Origin of the sequence: Nocardia sp. CY41 (genome assembly GCF_009829325.1) — a bacterium.
Lineage (GTDB): Bacteria > Actinomycetota > Actinomycetes > Mycobacteriales > Mycobacteriaceae > Nocardia.
In genome coordinates this window covers 83,994-100,611 of sequence record NZ_VUOS01000018.1, presented here as the reverse complement: position 1 = coordinate 100,611, position 16,618 = coordinate 83,994, and the positions used below count along the sequence as shown (strand labels likewise).

Sequence of the window (16,618 nt, the reverse complement as noted above, 5' to 3'; positions counted from 1 at the left end):
GGCATCGCCATGGTCCCGCAGGATTCGGGGATGGTTGCCGTTCGCAATATCCTCACCCGGTTGTGCAAACGGTCGGGGCTGAGCTCGGATCGATTGCGCAGCACCGAAATCGACGTGCTGCCCCTGCTGGATCTGCTGGCCGTGCGGCAGTACGCGCGGCGCGCGGGCATCGATCGGGAAGAGGCGGTGCTGCCGCTGGTGCGTGATCTGGCCCTGCGGCTCGACCCCACCGACCGGCTCGTCGTCGACGCGGAATTGTCGCTGGGTTTGCTGCGTGAAAACCCGCCCGCCGGTGTCGATCCCGGCCTGCTCTACGCCGCGGATCTGGGTGAGCGGCGCGAGTACCTCGCCGAGCAGTGGGCGGCGCTGCACGAAGCCGTTGGCGCGCAACCGATTCCGGACAGGCTGACGGTGCGCTCGCTGCGCGGGGCTCCCGAGCGCCGGGCGTTCACCGAGCTGGCCGCGCAGCTGGCCACGGCTTCGGTGTTCGACGGCGCGCACGTCGTCGACTTCGGTGCGTCCGCGCAAACCGTTGCGACCGAACCGGTTGCGTCGCAATCCCGCGGTGTGGTCACGGTGATCGGTGACGCGGTGATCGATCACCTGTACGTGGTCGACCGGATTCCCGGGCCCGGGGGCACCACACGCGGCAGCTATCGCGAACATCCCGGCGGTAAAGGGCTCGCCCGTGCGGTCGCGGCCGCCCGGCTCGGACTGCGGGTGCGGCTGATCTCGGCGGTCGGCGACGACGACGCCGGCGGCCGCATCCTGGAATACCTGCGCAGCGAACGCGTCGACACCGAACTGGTCAAAGTGGTGCCCTACGCCCCGACTCCGGTGACCGCGGTGATCGTGGCCGGCACCGGAGCGGCGAGCACGATCGGCTGCAAGGACGAGCGGATCCGGTTGAGCGCCCAGGATCTACGCAGTGACGCGATCCGCTCGGCGATCGCGGCGTCGGAGGCGGTGTTGCTGACCTTCGAACAACCCACCGGGGTGATCGAGCAGGTCATGGGGCAGCTGCGCGGCCTGCCGCAGCGGCCGCTGGTGGTCGTGCATCCGGCGCCGCGGTTGGAGCGGCCGCAGTACCTGTATCAGCACCTGGGTGTGGTCGATTACCTCGTCGGTGGCGACAAGGACCTGCACGCGCTGGCGATGGCCTCCGACGGCGCGCCCTCGGACGAGGAGCAGACCGCCACCCGGCTGCGCGCCCTCGGTGTCGGCGCGGTCTGCGCGATCCAGGATTTCCGGTGCGCCGTGTGGTCCGACCAGCTCAGCGACCGATTCCAGCCGTTCCCGACGGCGCTGGACGACTCGGTCGGCGCTCACGCTGCCTTCTCCGCCGCCCTGGTATATCGTCTCGTTTCGACGCGCCGCCCCGCCGCACGCAAGGACTACGTCTGGGCGACCGCCGCAATGGTGGCGACGCAATCGATCGGGGACGTCCCCGGGGCAATGCCACTGGTGAGTGAGGTCGAGCGAATTTACAAACTCGCTACGGAGGAGCATTGACCAACGTTGTGGATCCTGCCGACACCGAGCATCGGTTCCGTCGCAACGGGCAAGATCTGCGAGTTCGGGTGGTGGAGTTGCGCGGGGGCGGTGAGCAGGGGCATCTGTTGCTGTTCGGCGCGGTCGCCGACGGCTGCCTGGTGCGGGTGCATTCGCGTTGCCTGTACGGGGAAGCGCTGCGGTCGCAGGACTGCGACTGCGGGCCGGAACTGGACAAGGCGCTGGATCTCATCCAGGCCGCCGGCTCCGGAGTGCTGGTCTACCTCGAGCAGGAGGGACGTGGCGCGGGGCTGATCGCCAAGGCACTGGGTTACCGGGAAAGCGAGCGCTCCGGCGCGGACACCTTCACCAGTTACGAGACTCTCGGCTACCCCGCCGACGCCCGCACCTATGTGGCCACCGCCCGGGCCCTGGCCGATCTCGGCCTGCGTTCGGTGCAGTTGCTGACCAACAATCCCGCCAAGGTCGACGCGCTGCGGCAGGAGGGGTTGCAGGTCACAGCGGTGCCGCTGCGCACAAGGGCGCTCAGCGAGCGGGCCCGCGACTATCTGGAGGCCAAGCGCACCCGGCGCAAGCACTGGATCCCGACCGATTCCGCGCCGTGGGCACCTGGCGACGACGGCGACCGCGCCGCCGCCGAGCAGCCCACGGCCGTCGATCCGGTCGTGATCGCCCCCGGTGACCACGTTCGGCCGCGGCCGGGGCCGGGCTCCGCGCCGGATCTGATCGGTGCCTGAAGGATTGTTGAAGTTTGCCCCACCCCGTCTGCCGCATGTGGCTACCATGAGTGAGCCGCGCCACATGTGGCGCGCCGACTCGTGAGAGGCTGACAGCGCCATCGCCGCGCCGTGTCAGGGCTTCGAGTCCGGATCGGGCGCCGGCGCGGACCGGCCCCCGGTTCACGCCAGCGCTACCGGGAACAGGGATATGACGACAACAGAAATCGGATACGCGCACCAGTCGGGCAAAACGGTCTACACCGTGCCGGCCGCATTCCAGGAGACCGCGCGGCTGCGCCCCGACCAGATCGCCTTGCGCAAGGTGGGCGGCACCCAGGAATACACCTGGCGCGAGTACGCCGAACGGGTGCGCTCGATCGCCGCGGGCCTGGCCGGCCTCGGCGTCGGCCACGGCGACACCGTCGGCATCATGCTCACCAACCGCCCCGAGTTCAATCTCGTCGACACCGCCGCGCTGCACCTGGGCGCCACCCCGTTCTCCATCTACAACACCAGCTCCCCCGACCAGATCTCCCACCTGTTCACCAACGCGGGCAACAAAGTCGTGGTGACCGAACAGGTGTTCCTCGACCGCATCATCGCGGCCGGAGTGCCGGTGGAGCACATCATCATGGTCGACGGACCCGCCGAGGGCGCCCTCACCCTGGAACAGGTCGAGGCCGCACCCGCCGCCGACTTCGATTTCGACGCCGCCTGGCAGGCCGTCGGCCCCGACGACCTGGCCACCCTCATCTACACCTCCGGCACCACCGGGCCGTCCAAGGGCGTGGAGATCACCCACCGCAACGTGCTGGCCCAGATCATCGTGCTGGTGAACGGCCCGCTGCAGGTCGGCCTCGACGACCGCGTGGTGTCCTACCTGCCCGCCGCCCACGTCGCCGACCGGATCTCCGCCCACGCGCTGAACCTGCTCACCGGCATCCAGATCACCACCGTGCCCGACCCGCGCGAAGTCGCCGCCGCCCTGCCCGACGCGCGCCCGACCACATTCTTCGGCGTCCCGCGCGTCTGGCAGAAGATCAAGGCCGGTGTCGAGGGCAAACTCGCCGAAGAACCGAGCCCGGTCAAGAAGGCGCTGGCCAACTGGGCGATCGCCACCGGTGTTGCCGCCGCCCGCGCCGATCTGGCGGGCAAGGGCCGCGGTCCGCTGCTGAGCGCGCAGCACAAGATCGCCGAGACGCTGGTGCTGGCCAAACTGCGCCACGCCCTGGGCCTGGAGCAACTGAAAGTCGCCTCCTCCGGCGCCGCCCCCATCCCGCCGGAGACCCTGGAGTACTTCCTCGGCCTCGGCTTCACCGTCAGCGAGGTATGGGGCATGTCGGAAACCACCGGCGTGGGCACCTACACCGAGCTCGACAAGCCGCGCCCCGGCTCGGTCGGGCGCGCGGCCGACGGCGTGGAGCTGCGGCTGGACGCCGACGGCGAGGTGCTGGTGCGCGGCGCGATCGTCACCCGCGGCTACCGCAACATGCCCGACAAGACCGCTGAGGCCATCGACTCCGACGGCTGGCTGCACACCGGTGACATCGGCACCCTCGACGCCGACGGTTACCTGCGGATCGTGGACCGCAAGAAGGAACTGATCATCAACGAGGCGGGCAAGAACATCGCCCCCAGCAATATCGAGAACTCGGTGAAGGCCGTCTCCTCGCTGATCGGCCAGGTCGTCGCCCTCGGCGACGCCAAGCCCTACATCGCGGCCCTGATCGTGCTCGACCCCGACGTCGCCGCGCTGCGGGCGAAGGAACTCGACGCCACCGGCGAGGACATCGCCACCCTGGCCACCCGCAAGCAGATCGTCGACGAGGTGCTCGCCGCGGTCCAGGCGGGCAACGCCAAACTCTCCCGCGTGGAGCAGATCAAGCGGTTCACCATCCTCGGCGCGGTCTGGGAACCCGGCGGCGACGAGCTCACCCCGAAGATGTCGCTCAAGCGCGCCCCCATCGCGGCCAAGTACCAGGCCGAGATCGAAGCGCTGTATGCCAAGGAACCCTCCGAACGGGTGATCAGCGTCAAGTAAGTTCCCTCGAAAGCGCTGTGGCCTTGGGTTTCCCGGGCCACAGCGCTGTCTCACGGCTCCAGATACAACCGCTCGCACGGCAGTCGCGGATACTCGTCGGTGCCATCCATCGACACCTCGACCGCATCGTGCCAGTGCCGGGCACGCCACTCCTGGACGAACAAGCACGCGGCGGTGACGCAGGCGACGAAGTCCATCCGCACGCCGTGCCAGAAGACCGACAGATGGACGTCCGGCTCGGACGGCCGCGGAGAGCCACGGCGCTCGGCACGATTCGCCGGCGCTTCGTCATCGCGCATGAGCACCGGCCTCCTGGCGTCCGAATGCCACCATTCGGCAGTGCGCCAACATCTTCCGGATCTCGGTGACACTCTCAGCCATACGCCAGGCCCCGCCTGCGCCGCTGGACGCACTCGGCAACGCATCCACGGATCGCCGCCACCACCACACTGCCGGAAGGACGGAAAGCGCTGTCGGGCCGCTCGACCCACGCACGGAACGTCGTCCCACGATCGGCCGGACTCGGCAACGCCACGGTGCCGCCCGCCCGCACCACCGACACGTTGAGCCGAAACATCTCCGCGAACAAAGACCTGTCGTCCGGTAGATCGGGTCGCGTGAGATAAGTCCATCGCTTGGATCGAGGATGCGACATGATCGGCCCGATCGCATAGCCCTGCCGCTGCATCCAGACTTTCACATCCTGGCCCAGCGTGGCGGGCATGATCACCGCCCACGCCACTCCCATGCGTAGGACTATGCGCCCCACGTGGGGAGGATCGACCTCCGCGGGCAGATCGCACACCCGCCGGTAGTAGGCGCACCGCGACAGCGGCGTATTCCCGAAAGACATGTGGCGCACTATGAAACCCCCTGTTCAAGCGATCGACGCTGCAGATGCTTACCGGCCTGGTCGGACGGTGGAGCGCCCGAGTCCTTGCGTGGGATTTCCGCCGAATCTGCGCTGAACTCCCCCACCGGGCGCGTATTCAGCACACACCGAGAAGTTGCTGCGAGTAAGGTCGCAGCGGGTGTTGAAAGGTGGTGGATCGACCTCTTCCGGTGACGAAATGGCGGGCGTGATGAACAGTGCGAACATGCACCTTTCCGAGTGGTTGTCCCGTTCCGGTTGGAGTCGCAGCGAATTGGCGCGGCGTGTGCGCACTGTGGCGATCGAATGGGGCGAGCCCCAGATCAGACCCGACGCGTCCAGCGTGCGTCGCTGGGTGGACGAGGGCGAGCGCCCACGCCCGCCGGTTCCGGCGATCCTCGCCGATCTGTTCTCCACGCGCTTCGGTTATCGCGTGACAACCTACGACCTGGGCCTGGGTGAAATGCCGCCCGTTGACCGCGCCCTCGTCTACGACCCATCGTGGACGAGAACACTCGAAGCAGTCGCCGACCTCGGGAGGGCAGACGTGGATCGCAGGAAATTCCTCGCTACAGCTCCGTTCGCCGCAGCCGCGGCCATCGGGCCATCCCGCGACTGGCTGCTGAACACTCTCGACCAGCTACCGGATCAACGCCGACGGGTACGACTCGAAGACGTCACCGCCGTGAAGAACATGTTCGGCACATTCCAACAGATGGACATCTTCCAGGGCGGAGGCTCGGGGCGGCTCGTGTTGGCGGCCTATATGAACGAGCACGTCTACCCGCTGCTGCGGCGGACGTACACCGAGCAGATCCGCTCGGCGCTCTGCGGTGCGGCAGCCGAGCAGACCTATCTGCTCGGCTGGATGGCGTTCGACAACGGCGAGCACGGCACCGCGCAGCGCTATCTGATCCAAGCGCTGCGGTTGGCCGAAGAATCGCGTGATCCCGCGCTCGGCGCGCACGTTCTGGCTGGGCTGGCCGACCAGGCAACCTTGCTCGGGCATCCGCACGAAGGCCGGCGACTCGCCCAGGCGGGCCGCCAGGGTCTGTCGAAGGTGGATGCGCCCGCCTGTCTGGCGGATCTGTGGACCTTGGAGGCCCGCGCGCTCGCGGTCATCGGTGACAAGGCCGGTACTGCCCGCGCGATCAACGCCGCCGAAAGCGCGTTCGCCCGCGTCGAGCCCGATCGAGAACCCGAGTGGGCGCGATTCATAGATCAGGCCTATATCTGCGGCGAGTGGGCGAACGCGTTCCGCGATCTCGGACAACCGGACGAAGCCGCGTCGCACGCTCGCCGATCGATCGCCCACGCCCGCATGCAGAATCGCGCCCGCCGGGGTGCTCTCTCGCACGCCGCCCTCGCGGTGACCCACCTGCAGAAACGAGACCTCGAAGCCGCGCACGCCGCCGGGGTACGAACAGTGGATCTCGCGCGGAAGGTCAAGTCCTCCCGCTCCGTCGAAGCCGTCCGCGACATTCAGCAGCGCATGGCCGGTTTCGGCTCGCATCCGTTGGTCGCGGACTTCAGCGAACGAACCCGGGGATTGCTCGCGGCATGACGGAGTAGCACGCGGACCGCCGACGTCGGCTGGTCTGTTCGAGCGCCGTGTCGCCGGGACGGACAGATTCTTTGGAAAAAATTCGAAAAAGTTCGCCGACGGATGTCGAGAACGTCGTGGCGGCTCCGTCCCAGGGGTGAGCGACCAACCGGGGTCGCGGGTTCGGGAAGGATGAATGTCATGGCCAAGTACCTGCTTCTCAAGCACTACCGCGGCGCTCCGGCGGCGGTCAACGACGTGCCTATGGACCAGTGGACGCCCTCCGAGATCGCGGCGCACATCCAGTACATGAACGACTTCGCCGCCCGCCTGGAGGGCACCGGCGAGTTCGTCGACGGCCAAGCCCTGGCACCGGAGGGCGCGTGGGTGCGCTACGACGGCGAGGGCAAACCCCCGGTGACCGACGGCCCGTTCGCCGAGACCAAGGACCTGATCGCGGGGTGGATGATCATCGACGTCGACTCCTACGAGCGCGCCGTCGAACTGGCCGGCGAGTTGTCCGCGGCGCCGGGTGCGGGCGGCAAGCCGATCCACGAGTGGCTCGAGGTGCGGCCGTTGCTGACCGCCGCGCCGACCGTCACCGAATGACGGATGCCGACGCGGTGGACGAAGCCCAGCTGCGGGACCTGATCCCGGGCGTCCTGGCGGCCGTCGTCCACCGCGGGGCGGATTTCGCGACCGCCGAAGACGCCGTGCAGGAAGCGCTGATCCGGGCTGTCGAGGCGTGGCCGAAGCAGCGCCCCGGCGATCCGAAGGGGTGGCTGATCACCACGGCGTGGCGGTGTTTCCTCGATCTGGCCCGCTCCGACCTCGCCCGGTACCGCCGGGAGCTGCGAGACTGTGAGGAGCCACCGCCCGGACCCACCACCTCGGTGGACGAAACGCTGCAGCTCTACTTTCTGTGCGCGCACCCGAGCCTCACCCCCGCCTCGGCCGTCGCCCTGACGCTGCGGGCCGTCGGCGGTCTCACCACCCGCCAGATCGCGCAGGCCTACCTCGTGCCCGAAGCGACCATGGCCCAGCGGATCAGCCGCGCCAAACGCACCGTCGCCGAGGTCCGGCTGGACCGTCCCGGAAACCTGAGCACCGTGCTGCGGGTGCTGTATCTGGTGTTCAACGAGGGATACAGCGGCGACGTCGACCTCGCCGCCGAGGCGATCCGGCTTGCCAGGCAGCTGGCCGCGACCACCGGGGACCCGGAGGTCGCGGGCCTGCTGGCCCTGTTCCTGCTCCACCACGCCAGACGCCCGGCCCGCACGCGCGCCGACGGTAGCCTGGTGCCGCTGTCCGAGCAGGACCGCAGCCTATGGCGGCGCGACCTGATCGCCGAAGGCGTGCTGGTGTTGCAAGCGGCGCTGGCCCGCGACCGGCTCGGGGAATACCAAGCGCAGGCCGCGATCGCGGCCCTGCACGCCGACGCGCAGACCGCCGAGGAAACCGACTGGGTGCAGATCGTCGAGTGGTACGACGAACTGCTCCGGTTCACCGACAGCCCGGTGGTGCGGCTCAATCGCGCCGTCGCCGTGGGGGAGGCGGACGGACCGCGGGCGGGGCTGGCCGCGCTCGCCGAGCTCGACCCGGCGCTGCCGCGGTACACCGCCTCGTCCGCTTACTTGCATGAGCGGGCCGGAGACCTTGCCACGGCAGCGCAGCTCTACGCGCGGGCCGCCGCACAGGCGCACAACCTGGCCGAACGCAACCACCTGACGCTCCGGGCGGCAACCCTGCGCCAGCGCATGTCGAGTGAAGGAGGATGAGCGACCGATCGCGCCCGAGAAACGCCGAACGGGCTGGTCGGTGGTTGTGCTCGAGTGCCGCGCTCGCGGTCGCCCTGCTTCGACGTGGCGGCCGCGAGCCGGGCACTCCGAGGCGGCGCTACCCCAGCTGTTCTACCGCGAAGCCGACCAGCAGCACGGCGAATCCGCCGATCTCGCCGATGATCAGCGCGACGAGGACGAACCGCATCGACGGCGGTGGATTGCGCATCTGGTTGTCGGTCTCCCGCTGCAAGCCGAGCCGGATGTAGTTCGAGATCGTCACGACGAACAGCAGGATGATGGCCCCCGCCGCGACGGCGTTCACCGCGGTCGGCCAGCCGGACAACTCGACGAACCACGCGATCAATCCGGTCGCGAAGGAGTACAGCAGTGCGGCTCGGTGCGCGATGTCCACGTAGGGGTGGGCCAGGCCGTCCGGCGAGGTGGTCATCGCCTGCCACTTCCATACGCCGAGCGCCAGTGCCCACAGGAAGATGAGCCCGGCGAAGAAGAGCACCCAGGCCGTTTCCGTGCGAATGATCAAGTTCGTACCCTCATCAGTCCTCGCACGCCCTCTTGGGCGGCTGTCCAGCGGCAGCGTAGCCCCTCCGGTCGGTTGCGGCTCGGCGCGAAACGAACCAATACTGGGAAGACCAACCGGTCGGATCGGGTTGCGGTCCTACTCGGCTACGAGCTCGCCATACGGAACGAAATAGGCGCGATTCACGGTGCTTTGCCAGCCGTGATGGGTCGCGGTCGGCGCTCGGCCGCTGGCGGCGGGATCCCGCGACCACGGCTTGCGCCAGGTTCACGGCGATCGTTTACCGCTCCGTAAACCTCGCTGGAGAGAGCACTGTGGCCCCGAGCTTTTCGCTCGGGGCCACAATCGTGTCAAGGACTACTTCTGCTCGTAGGTGGCGATCAGGGTGGCGCGCGCCAACGTGTGGGAGAACAAGTTGAAGCCCAGGTAGGCGGGGCTGGCGGTCTCGTCGATGCCGAGGCTCTCGACGTCGACGGCGTGCACGACGATGAAGTAGCGGTGGGGTCCGTGGCCGGGCGGCGGGGCCGCGCCGACGAAACCGTGGAAGCCGCCGTCGTTGCGCAGGGTGATCGCGCCGGTCGGCATCGCGCCGCCCTCTTCGCCGCTGCCCGCGCCCGCGGGCAGGGAGGTCGCGCTCACGGGAATGTCCGCGACGACCCAGTGCCAGAAGCCGGAGGCGGTGGGCGCGTCGGGGTCGTACACCGTCACCGCGAAGCTCTTGGTCTCCGCAGGGAAACCCGACCAGGACAGCTGCGGGGAGATGTCCTGGCCTCCCGCCCCGAAGATGCCGCTGACCTGCTCGTTCTTGAACGGCTGCCCGTCGGTGACATCGTCGGATGTGAGCGTGAACGACGGCACCTGCGGCAGTGCGTCGTAGGGGTTGTAGGTCATGGAACCTCTCTTCCGGTGATCGGATCAGCTGTGCAGTAGGAAGTGTTCCAGCACGCGGGTGCCGAATTCGAGCGCCTCCACCGGCACCCGCTCGTCGACGCCGTGGAACAGGGCGGTGAAGTCCAGCTCCGGCGGCAGCTGCAGCGGTGCGAAGCCGAAGCAGCGAATACCCAAGCGGGCGAACGCTTTCGCGTCCGTGCCGCCGGAGAGCATGTAGGGCACGGTGCGTCCGCGCGGATCGTGGGCGAGCACGGCGTTGTTCATCGCGTCGACCAGATCGCCGTCGAAGGTCGTCTCGTAGGAGTCGAGCTTGGTGATCCACTCGCGTTCGACGTCGGGACCGATCAGCTCGTCCACCTCCCGCTCGAACGCCGCCTGCCGCCCGGGCACCACGCGGCAGTCCACCACCGCCTCGGCGGTCTGCGGGATCACGTTGGCCTTGTAACCGGCCTGCAGCATGGTGGGGTTCGCGGTGTCGCGCAGGGTGGCGCCGATGATGCGGGAAATGGTGCCCAGCTTCGCCAGCTGGCCCTCGATATCGGGACTCGCCGGATCGAACTCCAGACCCGTCTCCTCGGCGACGGCGGCGAGGAACGCGGCCACCGAATCCGAGACGACCAGCGGGAAGGTGTGTTTGCCCAGCCGGGCCACCGCGTCGGCGAGGATGGTGACCGCGTTGTCCTCGTGCAGGAAGGAACCGTGACCGGCGCGGGCCTTGGCGCGCAACCGCATCCAGCCCAGGCCCTTCTCGGCGGTCTCCACCAGGTACAGCCTGCGCTCGGTGCCGTCGGGCCGCGGTACGGTCAGCGAGAACCCGCCGACCTCCCCCACCGCCTCGGTGACGCCGTCGAACAGGTCGGGGCGGTTGTCCACCAGCCACTGCGAGCCCCACTTGCCGCCGTTCTCCTCGTCGGCGAGGAAGGCGAAGACCAGATCGCGCGGCGGCACCGTGCCCTCGAGCTTGAACTGGCGGGCCACCGCCAGCGTCATCCCGACCATGTCCTTCATGTCGATCGCGCCGCGACCCCACACATAACCGTCGCGCACCGCGCCGGAGAACGGGTGCACGCTCCAGTCCGCGGCTTGGGCGGGCACCACGTCCAGGTGCCCGTGGATCATCAGCGCGCCACGGCTGCGGTCGGCGCCCTCCAACCGTGCGAAGACGTTGCCGCGCCCGTCCGCGCCGGACTCGACGTATTCGGTGACATATCCCGCTTGGTGCAGCTGGTCGGCCACCCATTGGGCGCATTCGCGCTCACCCTTGGTGGTGGCCAGCTCGCCGGTGTTGGAGGTGTCGAAGCGGATCAGCGTACTGACCAGCTCCACCACTTCCGATACCGCGCGGGAGCTTCTGTTCGGGTCGATTCCTTCGCCAGTTGCGGACACGCTCCCTTTCCTACCACCCGCGCGGCCGGGCAAACGTCCGGCCGGGGTGTCGAGGCGAGGCGATTCGGCCCGCACGGTGCGCGATCGCGCACGGCAGGTTTGTCGTCAGGGTGAGCGGAACTCTCCCGCCGCGCCGGGCGGCTGTACCTCGTCCGGGAACACCACTCGCACGAAGGCCCAGAACCGGAACACCATGCCCAGCGCTGTGCCGATCAGCTGCGCGGCGACGAAGTCGGCCAGGTTCTGGGTGAAGCGGGAGACCTCGGGCACCTCGAGATGCAGCACATACCGCGACACCCACAATGGTGCGGTGTTGATCGCGACGGCCAGAAAACTGACCAGATAGAACAGCGCGGCCTCGTGATGACCGCGCCGCCCGCCGCGCCCGTCGAAGGACCACTGCTTGTTGAGCACATACGACAGCGTGATCGCCGCCAGCACCGCGACCACTTTCGCCGTGACCGGATGCGCCTCGAGCACAGTGCTCTTCAACGTCAGGAACACCGCGGTGTCCAGCGTGAACGCGGCGACACCGACAGAGGCGAAACGTAATAGTTCTCGACGCCGTGCCTCGCCCCCCAGCGCGGACGTCACCCGAGCGAAAACGGGACGTTCGGAAAACAGCACAGGTAAAGTCTCCGGCACATGTCCCTCCCCCACAACAAGATCGGCGGATTCACCGCGTCACCCGCTGCGCGGGTGTGCGGCCGGTGGATCGCGGGCAGGTGAATAGCGTGAAGAAGGCCAAGCGGCGCATCCGTCCGCAGCCGGAGGTCGACGCCGCGGCGCGTGCCGCGGAGCCCATCGCCGTGATCGGCATGAGTTGCCGCTTCGCCGGAGGCGCCGATTCGCCGGAAGCGTTGTGGCGGTTGCTGATCGAGGAGACCGACGCGATCGCCGACGCGCCCCCGCCCGGTCGCTGGCCGGGGAATCATCTCGGCTCGGACCGAGCGGCCGCGGGCAAGACGGTGTCGGTCGCCGGTGGGTATCTGGCGGATGTCGCCGGCTTCGACGCCGATTTCTTCGGCATCACCCCGCGCGAGGCCGCCGACATGGATCCGCAGCAACGGTTGGCACTGGAATTGGCGTGGGAGGCATGCGAAGACGCGGGGATCCGGCCCGATCGGGCGCCGCACACCGGTGTGTACCTCGCCAACAAGTTCAACGATTACCGCGCCGTCAAACTCGCCAGGGGCGCCACCGCGATCACGCCGTTCACCAGCACCGGAGATGTCGAAGGTGTGATCGCCAATCGGGTGTCGTACGTCCTGGGTTTCGACGGACCCAGCATGACGGTGAACGCCTCCTGCGCCGGATCGCTGGTCGCCGTGCATCTGGCCTGCCAGGCCCTGCGGGCAGGTGAGAGCGCGCTGGCCCTCGCGGGTGGCGTGCAACTGAACCTGATACCGGAGACCGCGATCGGATTGTCCGCGCTGGGTGTGCTGTCCGCCGGTGGCCGATCCCGCACCTTCGACGCCTCCGCCGACGGCTACGTGCGCGGTGAAGGCGGCGCGGTGATCGTGCTCAAACCATTGCGCCAAGCCCTGCGCGACGGCGACCGCGTCTACTGCACCCTGCTCGGCAGCGCCACCAACAACAACGGCAGGCACCACTCCATGCCCGCCAGCAGCGCCGACGGGCAGCGGCAACTGCTGCGGCGAGCCTGCGAACGGGCGGGAGTGGACCCGTCGACGATCGACTACGTCGAGGCGCACGGCACCGGCACCGCCGTCGGGGACCGGGCCGAACTTTCCGCGTTGGCCGCGGTGTACGGCGCGGGAAGGGCTCCCGGCGCACCGTTGATCGTCGGCTCCGTCAAGACGAATATCGGGCACACCGAGGCGGCCGCGGGCATGGCCGGACTGGTGAAAGTCGCGCTCGCCGTGTCGCGTCGGCGGATCCCGCGCAGTCTCCATTTCGACCGTGTGCCCGACGGGTTCGGTCCCGCCGCGACCGGAGTGCGGGTGGCCGACACCGCGATGGCCTGGCCGCGCCACGACGGCCCCGCGCGTGCTGCGGTGAGCGCGTTCGGTTTCGGCGGCTCGAACGCTCACGTCCTCGTCGAAGCCGCGCCCGCGTTCGAACCGGTCGGCGACAGCGGCGTCGCGGAGCGGTTGGTGGTGCTGTCCGCACGCAGTGAAGCCGCGCTGCGGGAGCACGCGCGTCGGCTGCGGGAGTATCTCGTGAACCATCCGGACATCCGCTTGGGGGACCTCGCACATACTCTCGCCACGAGATCCGTTCTCCAGCAGCGAATTGCGACGGTCGCCGACGATATCGACCAAGTTGTGGAATTCCTCGACGCCTATCTCGACGGCGCCACCGAGGACGCCGACGCAGACGAGAACGAGGTGCTGGGTCTACTGCTGAGCGCGGCCCTGCGTCCCGGCACCGTGGCTCATCGCGACCTACTGCACGCGGCGGGCACGCTGTTCGAGCGTGGCGTGGAACCGGACTGGGCGGCGGTGAACCCACCGGGCCGCACGATCTCGCTGCCCACCTATCCGTTCCAGCGCGAACGGCACTGGGCGGACCCGCAGGCCCAGGACCGGGCACTCGGCGTCGCCGCGCCCGCGACGCCTTCGCGGGACGAATCGCTCGTCGAAATCGCTCCTCCTGACGGATCGGTTCGAAGGTCGCCTGCGGGGGCGTCGGTGACGACTCCGGAAAGAATCGGAAACACCGCGACGGTTGCCGACTCGCTACCGCGCCCGGCAGCGCTCGCGTCGCCCTCCCGGGCCGGAGAGCACGGAACTACGCCTGGTGTAGCGGCGCTCGCCACTCTGGTCACCACCGAACTGGCCGAAGTCGTCGGCATCGCGCCCGACCGGGTGGCCGTGCGGCAGAACTTCGAACAGCTCGGGATCGGCTCGGTGCACGCTGTGGAGCTGTCGGCGCGCCTCGGGGCCCGCCTCGGTGTCGACGTCCCCGCCGCCATCATCTGGGGCTGCCCCACCGTCGAGTTATTGGCGGCCGAACTCGACCTCCGCCTCACCCCGGCTAACCCGGCGACGGAGGCGGCGTCCCCGGCCCCCGCTGCGCCGGATGCGGATCAGCGACCGCTGGTGGAGGAAGTCCTCTCGACCGCTGAACTGCTGGCGTTGAGCCGGGAACTGCTCGGCTGAGCCCCGACACGCGAGCGTCGCCGCCGTCGACGCGGCCGTGAGCAGGCGTTCCTCCCTCTTGCAGTTGCGCGACAGCCGTGCAGGGTCGAACGAGCGGCTGGGCTCGAGGAGCCGGCGTGCTCTGTGCCGCCGGGAGGGCCTGAGATCCCGGAGGAATTGCCGTGCACGCGTAGTGTCGCGTGCATGGCTTGCAGGATCACCGAACTCGTCATCGACTGCGCCGATCCGCGACGGCTGGCCGACTTCTGGTGCGAAGTCCTCGGCTACGTCGAGCTCGGCTGGGAGGGTGACGACGCTCTGGAGATCGGGCCGCCGGAAACCGGCTTCGGTGGGCCGCAACCCACGGTGGTGTTCCTTCGCAGCACCGAGCCGAAGCGCGGGAAACTGCGGGTGCACTTCGACGTGAATCCCACCGACCGCGATCAGGACGCCGAACTGGAGCGGCTACTCGCCGCCGGTGCGCGCAAGGTCGACATCGGCCAGCCCGCCGACGCACCGTGGCATGTACTGGCCGATCCGGAGGGGAACGAATTCTGTCTGCTCCGCCGCCGGGTCGAGGTGTCGGCAGGCCATCCGGGCGTCCGGTGACGACACCCGACGGGGTGCTGGAAGTGATCGACCGAGACGAGCCGGTATGCCGAGAAGGTCCACGCAATGGATCGGCCGCGTGATCGCGAGCTGAGCACCGCTGATCCGGAAACGGGGGGTTATGCTGCCTGCGGTCCGGGTGGGCTGCGGTCTGGAAGGGGGCAATTGGTGTTGAGGCAGCAGGAATCGTTCGCCGGGTATCTGATCGAGGGCGTGCTCGGGCAAGGCGGCATGGGCACCGTCTATCTGGCCCGCCACCCGCGTCTGCCACGACTGGTGGCGCTCAAGCTGCTCAATCGCGCGGTGTCCGAGGACGAGGAGCTGCGCAGACGTTTCGAGCTGGAAGCAAATGTGGTTGCCAGACTGGAACATCCGGGCATCGTGGGCGTCTACGATCGCGGCACCCACGACGGGCACCTGTGGATTTCCATGCAGTACGTCCGCGGCACCGACGCCGCCCGGCTCGATCCCCGGTCCACCCGTCCGGAGCAGGTCCTGCAGATCGTCGGCGATACGGCGAAGGCGCTGGACTACGCCCACAGCCGAGGTGTGCTGCACCGTGACATCAAACCGGCCAACATCCTGATCGCCGAGCCGGAAGCAGGTCGCGAAACACGCGCCCTGATCACGGATTTCGGCATCGCGCGATTGCTCGACGCCGATACCAAATTGACCGCCACCGGAACGTTCACCGCCACCCTCGCCTATGCCTCACCGGAACAACTGTCCGGTGAGCCGGTCGATCACCGCGCCGATCAATACTCCCTCGGCTGCACCCTCTACACGATGCTGGCCGGGCAACCACCGTTCCCCTCGACCAATCCCGGTCAAATCGTCGCCGGGCACATCGCCAAGCCGGTGCCGCGCCTCAGCGATACCCGCCCTGAGTTGCCACGGCGACTCGACGAGGTCATCGCTCGCGCGCTGGCCAAGCATCGGGACGAACGATTCGCCAGTTGCGGCGATTTCGCGGCAGCCGCGGCGGCGGCCCTGCGCGGCGACGCTCCCGCCGCGGCGCCCGCGCCGACCTTCGTCAACCAGCGCTCCGCCCACCCGGCCACGGCGGTCGACCCGTGGCCGCGTTCGGCCCCGACCCGGCTGAACCAGCCTTCGGAACCACGGTGGCGGGCCGAACACCTACCGCCGCTGCAACCTCTCACGCCCATCCACGATCCGGTCCGGCCCTCCGGCGTCGTTCCCAGGATCGGCGCTGTCGTCGCGCTCGGGTTCGGTCTGGTCTTCTGTCTGATCGTCGCCAACGGGGTGATGGAGCTGATGACCCCGCAGATCGAATACGGTCGTCGCCAGACGCTGCGTGAGGTCGCGCTCGAACTCCTCGCCCCCATGGCGATTTCCACCGCGATGGCACTGCTACTGATCGGCGGCTCGATCGCCCTGTTCCGGCGCAAGCGAGCCGGCCGCATCGCCGTGGCACTGGGCACCGGGATTCTCACGCTGGTCGGCTTGGTCGGAGTCGGAGCCGGCCTGAGTGAGAGCGCTCGCGGCAGCGACTGGGTGTTCCTCGGCACCGTCCTGTTCTTCTCCTGCACGGGACTGCTGTGCTCGGTGTCCCCCGCGACCGGCCGCTGGCTCGCCGACAACAGGGACCGGCTCTGAGCGTGG

Annotated in this window: 15 protein-coding genes; 9 read left to right on the top strand and 6 right to left on the bottom strand. The window is 68.7% G+C overall.

Going from position 1 to position 16,618, the window contains the following annotated elements; translation table 11 throughout:
- The first annotated feature begins 30 nt into the window (after nt 1-30).
- The 3 genes from GVY64_RS20110 to GVY64_RS20100 all read left to right on the top strand — a co-directional run bounded on the left by GVY64_RS20110 (nt 31) and on the right by GVY64_RS20100 (nt 4,272).
- Nucleotides 31-1,512, top strand: a complete 1,482-nt coding sequence (locus GVY64_RS20110; RefSeq protein WP_236567006.1) for a carbohydrate kinase family protein — start codon at nt 31-33, stop codon at nt 1,510-1,512.
- Entirely contained in the window at nt 1,509-2,249 is a 741-nt protein-coding gene (locus GVY64_RS20105; RefSeq protein ID WP_159843676.1) for a GTP cyclohydrolase II, read from the top strand. The genes GVY64_RS20110 and GVY64_RS20105 overlap by 4 nt, the downstream gene beginning before the upstream one ends.
- Nucleotides 2,250-2,439: 190 nt before the next feature.
- Nucleotides 2,440-4,272, top strand: coding sequence for an AMP-dependent synthetase/ligase (locus tag GVY64_RS20100; RefSeq protein ID WP_159843674.1), 1,833 nt, complete (start codon nt 2,440-2,442; stop codon nt 4,270-4,272).
- 50 nt (nt 4,273-4,322) lie between these two features.
- Here GVY64_RS20100 and GVY64_RS20095 read toward each other — a convergent pair whose 3' ends face one another.
- Both GVY64_RS20095 and GVY64_RS20090 read right to left on the bottom strand, forming a co-directional pair.
- Nucleotides 4,323-4,571 carry a hypothetical protein gene (locus tag GVY64_RS20095; protein ID WP_159843672.1) on the bottom strand — a complete coding sequence of 83 codons (249 nt, stop codon included), beginning with the start codon at nt 4,569-4,571 and terminating at the stop codon, nt 4,323-4,325.
- A gap of 74 nt (nt 4,572-4,645) precedes the next feature.
- Entirely contained in the window at nt 4,646-5,125 is a 480-nt protein-coding gene (locus GVY64_RS20090; RefSeq protein WP_236567005.1) for a DNA-directed RNA polymerase subunit beta, read from the bottom strand.
- A 244-nt stretch (nt 5,126-5,369) separates the two neighbouring features.
- Between GVY64_RS20090 and GVY64_RS20085 the strand changes: the two genes are divergently transcribed.
- The 3 genes from GVY64_RS20085 (at nt 5,370) to GVY64_RS20075 (ending at nt 8,464) form a co-directional block, all read left to right on the top strand.
- Nucleotides 5,370-6,707: a hypothetical protein gene (locus GVY64_RS20085; RefSeq protein WP_201298077.1), complete on the top strand. Its 1,338-nt coding sequence runs from the start codon at nt 5,370-5,372 to the stop codon at nt 6,705-6,707.
- A gap of 180 nt (nt 6,708-6,887) precedes the next feature.
- Nucleotides 6,888-7,295, top strand: coding sequence for a YciI family protein (locus GVY64_RS20080; protein WP_159843666.1), 408 nt, complete (start codon nt 6,888-6,890; stop codon nt 7,293-7,295).
- Nucleotides 7,292-8,464 carry an RNA polymerase sigma factor gene (locus tag GVY64_RS20075; protein ID WP_201298076.1) on the top strand — a complete coding sequence of 391 codons (1,173 nt, stop codon included), beginning with the start codon at nt 7,292-7,294 and terminating at the stop codon, nt 8,462-8,464. The genes GVY64_RS20080 and GVY64_RS20075 overlap by 4 nt, the downstream gene beginning before the upstream one ends.
- Before the next feature lie 118 nt (nt 8,465-8,582).
- On the opposite strand, the gene GVY64_RS20070 is transcribed toward GVY64_RS20075, so the two are convergent.
- From GVY64_RS20070 to GVY64_RS20055, 4 genes are all read right to left on the bottom strand, one after another.
- Nucleotides 8,583-9,002, bottom strand: a complete 420-nt coding sequence (locus GVY64_RS20070) for a hypothetical protein (RefSeq protein WP_159843923.1) — start codon at nt 9,000-9,002, stop codon at nt 8,583-8,585.
- Between the two features lie 360 nt (nt 9,003-9,362).
- The gene (locus tag GVY64_RS20065; protein WP_159843664.1) at nt 9,363-9,896 is read right to left on the bottom strand and encodes a YbhB/YbcL family Raf kinase inhibitor-like protein; all 534 of its coding nucleotides are present in this window, start codon (nt 9,894-9,896) and stop codon (nt 9,363-9,365) included.
- Nucleotides 9,897-9,920: 24 nt separating this feature from the next.
- Complete coding sequence (locus tag GVY64_RS20060; RefSeq protein WP_201298075.1) at nt 9,921-11,282, bottom strand: M20/M25/M40 family metallo-hydrolase; 1,362 nt, start codon at nt 11,280-11,282, stop codon at nt 9,921-9,923.
- Between the two features lie 105 nt (nt 11,283-11,387).
- Complete coding sequence (locus GVY64_RS20055) at nt 11,388-11,909, bottom strand: GtrA family protein (protein WP_236567004.1); 522 nt, start codon at nt 11,907-11,909, stop codon at nt 11,388-11,390.
- Between the two features lie 107 nt (nt 11,910-12,016).
- Between GVY64_RS20055 and GVY64_RS20050 the strand changes: the two genes are divergently transcribed.
- The 3 genes from GVY64_RS20050 (at nt 12,017) to GVY64_RS20040 (ending at nt 16,612) form a co-directional block, all read left to right on the top strand.
- Entirely contained in the window at nt 12,017-14,407 is a 2,391-nt protein-coding gene (locus GVY64_RS20050; RefSeq protein ID WP_159843662.1) for a beta-ketoacyl synthase N-terminal-like domain-containing protein, read from the top strand.
- A 183-nt stretch (nt 14,408-14,590) separates the two neighbouring features.
- Nucleotides 14,591-14,995 (top strand): VOC family protein, encoded by a 405-nt coding sequence (locus GVY64_RS20045; protein WP_159843660.1) that lies wholly within the window; start codon nt 14,591-14,593, stop codon nt 14,993-14,995.
- Nucleotides 14,996-15,163: 168 nt separating this feature from the next.
- Nucleotides 15,164-16,612: a serine/threonine-protein kinase gene (locus GVY64_RS20040; protein ID WP_159843658.1), complete on the top strand. Its 1,449-nt coding sequence runs from the start codon at nt 15,164-15,166 to the stop codon at nt 16,610-16,612.
- Nucleotides 16,613-16,618: the final 6 nt, after the last annotated feature.

Coding starts and splice junctions, on each gene's coding strand:
- GVY64_RS20110 (WP_236567006.1), top strand. CDS start 31: ATGGTTGCCGTTCGCAATATCCTCACCCGGTTGTGCAAACGGTCGGGG.
- GVY64_RS20100 (WP_159843674.1), top strand. CDS start 2,440: ATGACGACAACAGAAATCGGATACGCGCACCAGTCGGGCAAAACGGTC.
- GVY64_RS20095 (WP_159843672.1), bottom strand. CDS start 4,571: ATGCGCGATGACGAAGCGCCGGCGAATCGTGCCGAGCGCCGTGGCTCT.
- GVY64_RS20090 (WP_236567005.1), bottom strand. CDS start 5,125: ATGTCTTTCGGGAATACGCCGCTGTCGCGGTGCGCCTACTACCGGCGG.
- GVY64_RS20085 (WP_201298077.1), top strand. CDS start 5,370: ATGCACCTTTCCGAGTGGTTGTCCCGTTCCGGTTGGAGTCGCAGCGAA.
- GVY64_RS20080 (WP_159843666.1), top strand. CDS start 6,888: ATGGCCAAGTACCTGCTTCTCAAGCACTACCGCGGCGCTCCGGCGGCG.
- GVY64_RS20075 (WP_201298076.1), top strand. CDS start 7,292: ATGACGGATGCCGACGCGGTGGACGAAGCCCAGCTGCGGGACCTGATC.
- GVY64_RS20065 (WP_159843664.1), bottom strand. CDS start 9,896: ATGACCTACAACCCCTACGACGCACTGCCGCAGGTGCCGTCGTTCACG.
- GVY64_RS20045 (WP_159843660.1), top strand. CDS start 14,591: ATGGCTTGCAGGATCACCGAACTCGTCATCGACTGCGCCGATCCGCGA.